General features: G+C 60.5%; 7 protein-coding genes. 4 read left to right on the top strand and 3 right to left on the bottom strand.

Annotated features, from left to right (window positions below; all coding sequences use genetic code 11):
* Positions 1 to 351 precede the first annotated feature (351 nt).
* Entirely contained in the window at positions 352 to 936 is a 585-nt protein-coding gene (locus QN347_RS18165; RefSeq protein ID WP_323494288.1) for a helix-turn-helix transcriptional regulator, read from the top strand.
* Positions 937 to 1,158: 222 nt separating this feature from the next.
* Here QN347_RS18165 and QN347_RS18160 read toward each other — a convergent pair whose 3' ends face one another.
* Positions 1,159 to 2,547, bottom strand: a complete 1,389-nt coding sequence (locus QN347_RS18160; RefSeq protein WP_416194536.1) for a carbohydrate porin — start codon at positions 2,545 to 2,547, stop codon at positions 1,159 to 1,161.
* A gap of 74 nt (positions 2,548 to 2,621) precedes the next feature.
* Between QN347_RS18160 and QN347_RS18155 the strand changes: the two genes are divergently transcribed.
* The 3 genes from QN347_RS18155 (at position 2,622) to QN347_RS18145 (ending at position 5,955) form a co-directional block, all read left to right on the top strand.
* Entirely contained in the window at positions 2,622 to 2,900 is a 279-nt protein-coding gene (locus QN347_RS18155; protein ID WP_322164309.1) for a metal/formaldehyde-sensitive transcriptional repressor, read from the top strand.
* A 112-nt stretch (positions 2,901 to 3,012) separates the two neighbouring features.
* A complete protein-coding gene (locus QN347_RS18150; RefSeq protein ID WP_322164308.1) occupies positions 3,013 to 4,638 on the top strand; it encodes an Nramp family divalent metal transporter in 1,626 nt (541 codons plus the stop codon).
* Between the two features lie 69 nt (positions 4,639 to 4,707).
* Positions 4,708 to 5,955, top strand: coding sequence for a magnesium transporter MgtE N-terminal domain-containing protein (locus QN347_RS18145; RefSeq protein ID WP_322164307.1), 1,248 nt, complete (start codon positions 4,708 to 4,710; stop codon positions 5,953 to 5,955).
* Between the two features lie 217 nt (positions 5,956 to 6,172).
* Here QN347_RS18145 and QN347_RS18140 read toward each other — a convergent pair whose 3' ends face one another.
* Positions 6,173 to 6,781, bottom strand: a complete 609-nt coding sequence (locus QN347_RS18140) for a DUF6118 family protein (protein WP_322164306.1) — start codon at positions 6,779 to 6,781, stop codon at positions 6,173 to 6,175.
* Between the two features lie 594 nt (positions 6,782 to 7,375).
* Positions 7,376 to 7,789: a transposase gene (locus QN347_RS18135; protein WP_416194535.1), complete on the bottom strand. Its 414-nt coding sequence runs from the start codon at positions 7,787 to 7,789 to the stop codon at positions 7,376 to 7,378.
* Positions 7,790 to 7,852: the final 63 nt, after the last annotated feature.

The following is a 7,852-nucleotide window of genomic DNA, read 5'->3' as shown; positions in this document are numbered from 1 at the left end:
TCTCGCAGCGGCATGAAACCGGCGGACGCTCCACTTAGCAATCGCGCCGAGCTGTTCAAATGAACCGAGCCACCTCTAGTGATCGTGTCGAACTTGATGGAAGCACTTTGGCAGGTAGCGCCTGCCGAAGCCTATGTAAGCCTAATCGCTGACGGTGAGGCCAACAGGCTTTACGCTCAATACGGCTTCAGCCCGACTGCGCCTGCATCGATTGGCATGGCGCAGTGGATCGGCCGATAGCGCTTCTCGCTAAACCGAAAGCAGCCTGTCGCCTATTCTCCCAAATCCGGCCGATCCGCTTAGGGTGTCATTTCGACCTCAGCCGGAACCGACCCCTCTATCGCGACATCGATGCGCTGGTCGCCACGGGCGTTCCGGTCCGGGGCGAGGCCGGGGTCGGCTACACGCTGGAGCCGGGCTATCATCTACCCCCCGCTCAACCTGACGGCCGAAGAAGCGGAAGCGTTGGCGCTCGGTGCGCGGGTGCTGGCGACCTGGAGCGACGGGGCCGTGGCTAAGCAAGCGGCCGCGGCGCTGGCGAAGATACGTGCCGTGCTACCCGCGTCGGGCCAAGCCGGCGTCGATCAGGATATATTCTGGGCACCGCAATGGGTCACGCGGTTCGCACCCAACGTCGATCTGCTCGAACTAAAGCGAGCCGCGCAACACCGTCGCGTGCTCCGCATCGACTATGAGACGCTGAACGGCACGCGCTCGACGCGAACGGTGCGCCCGCTGTCCGTCACGTTTTTCGGCCCGGTTTGGCTGCTGGTGGCCTGGTGCGAAGCGGCCGATGATTTCCGCTGCTTCCGCCTCGATCGAATCGGAGCCATGATCGCGACGGGAGCAACCTTTCGGGATGAAGCCGGGAAGCGCCTTGCCGATTTCAAGCACATGAAAGGTGAGCAGGCCCAGCATGCGGCAGCCTCCCAATAATCGCTGCGTCGCTCAAATCGCTGGATGGGCCGTGCACCGGCTGCGTCACAACCGTCCGGTTTTGACACGTAGCAACATTATAGTTGAATGAGCCTGCGTTTCGATCACCCTATCGAACTTCAGGCGGCGCGCGGGTGAAAGCAGACCGGCGCTGCTCTTCCGCTAAGCGCGGGCTGGGCCGCTGATCTGCGGAACGCCTATCGCAAGTAGGACACGATTGCCTCAGAACGCGCCATGTAGCCGGAACGCAAGAACGTGGGCAGGTCCTCGATCCCGGTTGTAACCTGGGTTCGCGATGAATTGATAATCGGCGCTGATGCTGACGATCTTGCTCGCAACAAAGCTATAGTAGGCTTCGGTAATCAGCTCCGCGCCCGGATTGGTGAGCCGCCCGTCACCGACGAGCACGCCAAGCCCGCCCGCGTTCAGGTAGCGCCGATGCGAGCGCGCGATACCGTTGACTACCTCAGCAATCCCGATCGTATCGGAAGCTCGACCCCAACTTATGCCCTTGATATCAGCGCCCAGCTGCGCGGTGCGGTCGATATCGGTGAAGTCATAAGGCTCGATCGATCCATCCGCGAGGCCTGCGCGGGCAAATAAGCCAACTGCCTTGCTCATCGCCTGCTCGACGTTAACGCTAATTCCCGCGCGGCTTCGCCGCTCGCGGGTGAGCGCGGGATCAACCGGCTGGCCGGTCGCGCGGGCCAATGTCACGGCGTCGTCGAACCTGCTGAACCGGCCGCGGTTGCGGAACACCGTCACCCGGATCGCGCCAGGGTTACCATTGATGGTATGTCGATGCTCGATCTCGCCGTCGAGTTGAAACTGCCCGAACCCGCTTTCCAGCGTCTCGCCGTTGGGCACCTTGGACAGGTTGAACGCGCCTACCCGGACGGTCCACGGACCGCGATACCACTCGGCGGCAACACCGGTTGAATAGCCCCAAGCGTCGGCCGCGTAGTCGAAGCTGCCCGCGTCCACCATCGACCAGTTGAGAAAATCGACGCGAGCGTCATGCGCATAGCTGTTGGTGTCGAACACGTCACCCACGCCGAACTTGCCGATCGTCAGCACAACGCGATCTAGATCGCGCGCTCCGGCAAGCTGGTTGAATGATCCCGCGACGGCCTCACTGCCTCCGCCAAGCCCAATCGTCTGGCGAAAAAACAGCCGCTGCAATCGAACATACGGCGCGCGCTTGCCGACCTTATATGCTTCCGCGCTCGGAAAGCCGGCTACGCCCAAGGTGTTCGACAGCCCGAACCCTTGATCGACCTCCGGGTTGATCCACGCCTCTCCGCCGCGCCAGGGGCGCACGCCAGCGTAGAGCGTTGCATCGAAGGTTTCCTTGGCCTGGTTGGGCGTTAGGCTGTTGCCCCCCTGGTAGGGGGACGCGAAGCCCGGCGTACCCTGCACGACAAAGGTCGCTTGCCCGCGGACGGCGAAGCGCTCCTCCGCCACGGGCGCCTTCTCAGCAACAGACGCAGGCGCTTCCTGAGCAACCGCCGGGGGAGTGTCTTTGATTACCTGTGCGTATACCGGGGCTGATGCCGCCATCGCGAACAAGGCCGCGCTTGCGCTGAGTGCCGCGCGAAGATGATCGGTCATGTCGGTTCCCACTAGCCAACGCTTGAAGGTTTATATACTGACCTGGGGTATACCTCCAGCGTTAAAGGGCCGGTATGAGTCACGTCGAAAAGGAAAAGGCGAAACTGCTCAACCGGCTGAAGCGCATCCGCGGCCAGATCGACGCGATCGAGCGCGCGGTCAGCGCCGACAACGAGTGTGCGCGGGTGCTGCAACAAGCGACTGCATGTCGCGGCGCCCTCAACGGTTTCATCGCTGAAGTCATTGAGGACCATATTCACGAGCATCTCGTAGATCCTAACGCGCCGGACGACGACCCACGCAAGCAAGCAGCCGACGAGCTGGTGGCGATCGTCCATTCTTACCTGACCTAATCCTCAGTATGGCGACCTACTCGGATAGGGTGCGAACTCGCTCGATCGGCAGAGCGGACTCTCTCCAGCCCCTTTGTTTCCTCTCTTCGGATCATCGCCTATGCACGCATCCGTGAACGAAGGGCCGCCCGGCGCGGCGCTCGACGCAGCGCACGTCGGTGATATCGAGGGCGCATTCGGCACCATCCGCCTAGGCGACGAAGCTCCTCGCTCGGGGCTGAAAGCCCGTCTCATGACGCTACTGGCTGTCGTGGGTCCAGGACTTATCGTGATGACCGGCGACAACGATGCGGGTGCTTTCAGCACCTATGCGCAAGCGGGACAGAATTACGGCACCAGTCTTCTTTGGGTGCTGCTGCTGCTGGTGCCGGTACTCTACATAAATCAGGAAATGGTCCTGCGGCTCGGGGTGGTCGCAGGCGTCGGTCATGCTCGCCTGATCCTAGAGCGCTTCGGAAAGTTTTGGGGCGCGTTCAGCGTCATTGACCTGTTCATCCTCAATGCGCTCACGATCGTAACGGAGTTCATCGGCATCAGCCTTGGGCTCGATTATCTCGGTCTACCCAAGATTGCCGGGGTGCTCATCGCCGCCGTGATTGTCATTGCCGCGGCAAGCACCGGCTCATTCAGGCGATTCGAGCGGGTCTGCATGACGCTGATCGTGGGATCACTCCTACTCATTCCGATCCTCATCATGGTCCATCCGACCTTCGGCCAGATTGGCCGTGGTCTCCTCGTTCCGGGCATACCGGCTGGCTCAAATCTCTCCACAGCCGTGCTTTTGATCATCGGCATCGTGGGCACCACTGTTGCGCCTTGGCAGCTGTTTTTCCAGCAATCCTACCTGATCGACAAACGCATCACGCCGCGCTTCATGAACTACGAACGCGTGGATTTGTGGATTGGCATCGTTATCGTCCTGATCGGTGCAACGGCGATCATCGCCTTCACGGCAGCGACGTTCGCCGGCCACAGCGAGTTCGGCAAATTCACCGACGCTGGCGGTGTGGCCATTGGGCTTGAACGACACGTCGGGAAAGCTGCTGGTATCCTGTTTGCGGTCGCCCTGATCGACGCTTCGATCATCGGTGCCGCAGCCGTCGGGCTGTCGACCTCCTACGCCTTGGGCGACGTGTTGGGGTTGAAGCATTCGCTTCACCGCAAGATTTCCGATGCGAAGGGGTTCTACGCGGCTTTCGTCGGTATCTTGATCGGTTCTGCCGTCATCGTGCTGATTCCGGGCAGCCCGCTTGGCCTACTGACCACGGGCGTGCAGGTGCTGGCGGGCGTGCTTCTACCCTCCGCAACCGTGTTCCTGCTCCTCCTGTGCAACGACGAGGAAGTGCTCGGCCCCTGGGTCAACACGAGGGGCATGAACATCTTTACGGCGGCAATCATTGCCGTCCTGGTGATCCTGTCGCTGGTGCTGACGGCGGGAGTTCTGTATCCCGATCTCAGCGCGGCGGTGATCCTATACATCCTCATCGGAGGAGCTTTGCTGACGCTGTTGGTCGGTGCCGGCATTCTCGGGTACCAGCAGTTTCATCCTCGCGCCCTCAAGGCCAAGCCCATCGATAGAACGGAACGCCTATCATGGCGGATGCCGCCGCTTGCCTTGCTAGCAGCCCCGAAGCTGCCGCTCGGTAGCCGGATCGGGCTTACGGTCCTGCGGAGCTATCTGCTGATCGCGATGATCATGGTCATTTTCCGCATCTACCAACTCGCCGTTGGACACTGATCGCCGATCGCTTAACATCGTCAATGGCGACCCGTCTCGACGGCGTTGCTGAAAAGAGGAACTTCACAGGTGAGTGACAGTCCGGACCCGTCAGGAGCGAACGAAGCGCTTTCTCTATCGTCCTTGCTCAAGCACGCCGTGATCGATGGCGCGGGACAGACACTCGGCAAGTTATCGGATGTCGTCATCAGACTCCGCGATCATGATTATCCGCTCCTGTTGGGGTTGGTCATCGGCCTGGGTGGCGGTGGCTATTTTGTCCCCATGAGCGATGTGGTTAGCATCGACCCGCAATCAGTCCGTCTGCGCACAGCCAAGGTGGATTTGAGGCCATTCGAGCTGCGAGACGGCGAACTGCTGTTGAAAGCGAATATTCTTGGGCATCGTCTCATCGACGTTGCTCGCAGTGCTTTTGTCAAAGCCTATGACGTTAGGCTTGCATTGGCACCGGACGGATGGAGGGTCACAGGGCTCGACGTTCACAAAGGCCGCTGGTTTCACTTGGGCCGACATGACGAGCATCCCGCACGGGATTGGCATTCGTTCCTGCTGCTCATGGGCGATCAGCGCGCGTCGGGATTACGCTCCGCTGCGAACCGCATCACACGGCTAAAACCAGCGCAGATCGCCGATATTATTGAGCGGGCATCCTCACGTGAGGAAAACATCCTGCTCGCCCATGTGCATGAGGACCCGGAACTCGAAGCCGATGTGTTCGAGGAACTCGCCGACGATAAGCAAGCCAAGCTGCTTCATGCGCGAAGCAACGAGGATGTGGCGGCACTGCTCTCCCGGATGCGGGCCGATGACGCCGCGGACGCGGTCATGGACATCTCACAAGAGCGCCGAAAGCCTGTGCTTGACCTTCTGCCCGATGGACAGAGAACCAAGGTTCTTACCCTTCTGGGATACCATGAAGCGACTGCCGGCGGGCTCATGGGCCCCGATTTTCTCGCGCTTTCCGAAGACAAAACAATCGGGGACGCCCTTCAAGCGGTTCGATTGGCTTCGACGCATCAGCCTGAGGCACTGGTGATGATCCACAGTCTCCGTAGTGACGGAACGCTGACAGGCACGCTCACCCTCGTTCGTGCTCTGCAGTTGCCCCCGGAAACTCTGCTCCGCGACGCGGCAGACCGCAATTTGGTAATGGCCTCCCCCGGTGACGACATCATTACGGTCACTACCCGGATGGCTGATTTCAATCTGCTCAGCCTACCAGTTGTCGACGCCGAAAAGAGAATGCTCGGCATCGTCACCGTCGATGACGCGCTTGAAGCCGCCATCCCGCGAGACTGGTTGCGACGGCGGTCATAAAGAGCTGGTGGAATGTTAAATCTTCAAACAGGTAAGTCGGAAGCACATCCCGGATGAGACGGTATCGTCGAAGCGGCTTTCTTTCGCCTCGTTCATCACTACTCTCAAGAAGGAGACGTCGCACGATAGAAGCTAATAGAAGGTTTGCTTTTGCTCTCGTCTGCTGCGGAATTGTTTTATTTGTACTTGCGTTGTCTTCTTCTCGTAGTATCGGCCATTAACCTGTTTCACGATTTAGACTAGGCGCCACGATGCCGGCGAACGACTCGGGCGACGCCGCTCGCATCAGGCGCTGCCCGCCTTCCCACATCGGCATGGCGAGCGTGCGCGCCGCCATCCGCTCCGGCCAATGCCAGCTCTCTGGCATGGCGAGCGCGATCGGGCCGGCGAGGATCGCCCAAAGCGACATGCCTACGGCGAGGCAGGCGAGCCCGACCTGCCACAGCCGGCGCCGCTGCTCGGCCGCCATGACATGCGATTCCAACTGGTGGCGGAGCCTAGTCGCTACCTCGTCGATTCCCTGCTTCGCGACGAGGAACAGGCGGTGATCCTCCCGCCTCGCGTCGAAGCTGGCGGCGCCGATCTGCCGACTGGTCTCCTCGGGCGTGAGCGACAAGGCCGGGCTCTTTACCAGTGCATCGACCCGCTGCGCGGTCGCGGAGAGGTTCTGCGAAATGACGCCCAGCGTCTCGGAATAGTCCGGCGCATGGCTGCTCTCTGCACGCTCGGCCGCCAGCCGCTCGACGGCCCGGCGCATCAACGACACCTCGGCGCGAAGGCTCTCGAACGCCCGTGCCGCCTCGTCCTCGGTGTCGCCGTCCGCCATTCGTCAGCCCCTGCCTCGCAAGATATCGACCAGCACGGGGTCACGACACGAAAGTGAATTTTACGTACGCTAGACACGAACGGATCACGAATATCGGCTTGTGGCAGATAGGTGGCAGCCGTCTTTTCGGACCTAATTGAGCGGATAGCTGCCTGTCCAAAGGGCTTCGGAATTATTGGTTGAGGCTTTTGATGCCGCGCATGCTGCTTTTCGTCAGACCGTCGATGAAGAAGGTATGCGCGCCTTCCTCGACCAGGCCGTCGTCACACCCTTCCGACGTTAGCACCGTCAGCGTTCGCCGTTCGTTCGGTCCTAGCGTACGTAAACTTCACTTTCGTGCAGTGACCCCTATTCTCCCAAATCCGGCCGATCCGCTTAGGGTGTCATTTCGCCCTCAGGCGGAACCGACCCCATAAAGGCTGCGGAGCGCTGAAAACTCCGCTAGCCGCCTGCAATGCTCGGTCAGAGGGCGATATTTTTAGATAATCGTCGAAACGGGGCTTTGACTCACAAGACGGTAACTCGATTTTCGGGCCCTTTGGACCAGACCGGCTGCGTGTCTTAGAGTCTGATTCATAATTATTCGGGGTGATATCATAGTCTTGCGATGCGGCGTGCAAAGAGCTGGATCGAGGCGATGAACAGCCATGCGGTTGCCGAGGCGATGGTCTGTTCGAAGTCCTTGGCGAGGCGGCGGTTCCGGTTGAGCCAAGCCAGCGTGCGCTCGACAACCCAGCGGCGTGGGAGAACCACGAAGCCCTTGGTCGTATCGGACCGCTTTACGATTTCGATGGTCCATTTGCCGATCCGGCGCAGCGCTTGCCTGAGTTTGTCTCCAGCATAGCCGCCATCGGCAAAGACATGACGTAGCCAGGGGAAGCGTTTGATGATTTCGGCCAGCACCAGTGGTGCGCCGTCGCGGTCCTGAATGTCGGCGCTGTGGTGTGGATCGGCGTGCAAAAAGGACCCCCTTAGCGGGGTGATCGGCGTCCAGCAGGGACCCCTCATTTCGATGGTTTAGACAGCAGCCTGGGTATTCTCAGGCTGCGAGATCGGGATGTTGGTGGTGGA

This window comes from Sphingomonas sp. 10B4 (assembly GCF_035019905.1).
Classification (GTDB): Bacteria; Pseudomonadota; Alphaproteobacteria; order Sphingomonadales; family Sphingomonadaceae; genus Sphingomonas; species Sphingomonas glacialis.
Note: the sequence above shows the minus strand (reverse complement) of the source record. Positions and strands in the feature narration are given on the sequence as shown.

What these genes read in the sequence shown, in the direction of transcription:
- QN347_RS18135 (WP_416194535.1), bottom strand. Translation starts at nt 7,789, where the DNA reads ATGAGGGGTCCCTGCTGGACGCCGATCACCCCGCTAAGGGGGTCCTTT.
- QN347_RS18155 (WP_322164309.1), top strand. Translation starts at nt 2,622, where the DNA reads ATGAGTCACGTCGAAAAGGAAAAGGCGAAACTGCTCAACCGGCTGAAG.
- QN347_RS18140 (WP_322164306.1), bottom strand. Translation starts at nt 6,781, where the DNA reads ATGGCGGACGGCGACACCGAGGACGAGGCGGCACGGGCGTTCGAGAGC.
- QN347_RS18165 (WP_323494288.1), top strand. Translation starts at nt 352, where the DNA reads ATGCGCTGGTCGCCACGGGCGTTCCGGTCCGGGGCGAGGCCGGGGTCG.
- QN347_RS18160 (WP_416194536.1), bottom strand. Translation starts at nt 2,547, where the DNA reads ATGACCGATCATCTTCGCGCGGCACTCAGCGCAAGCGCGGCCTTGTTC.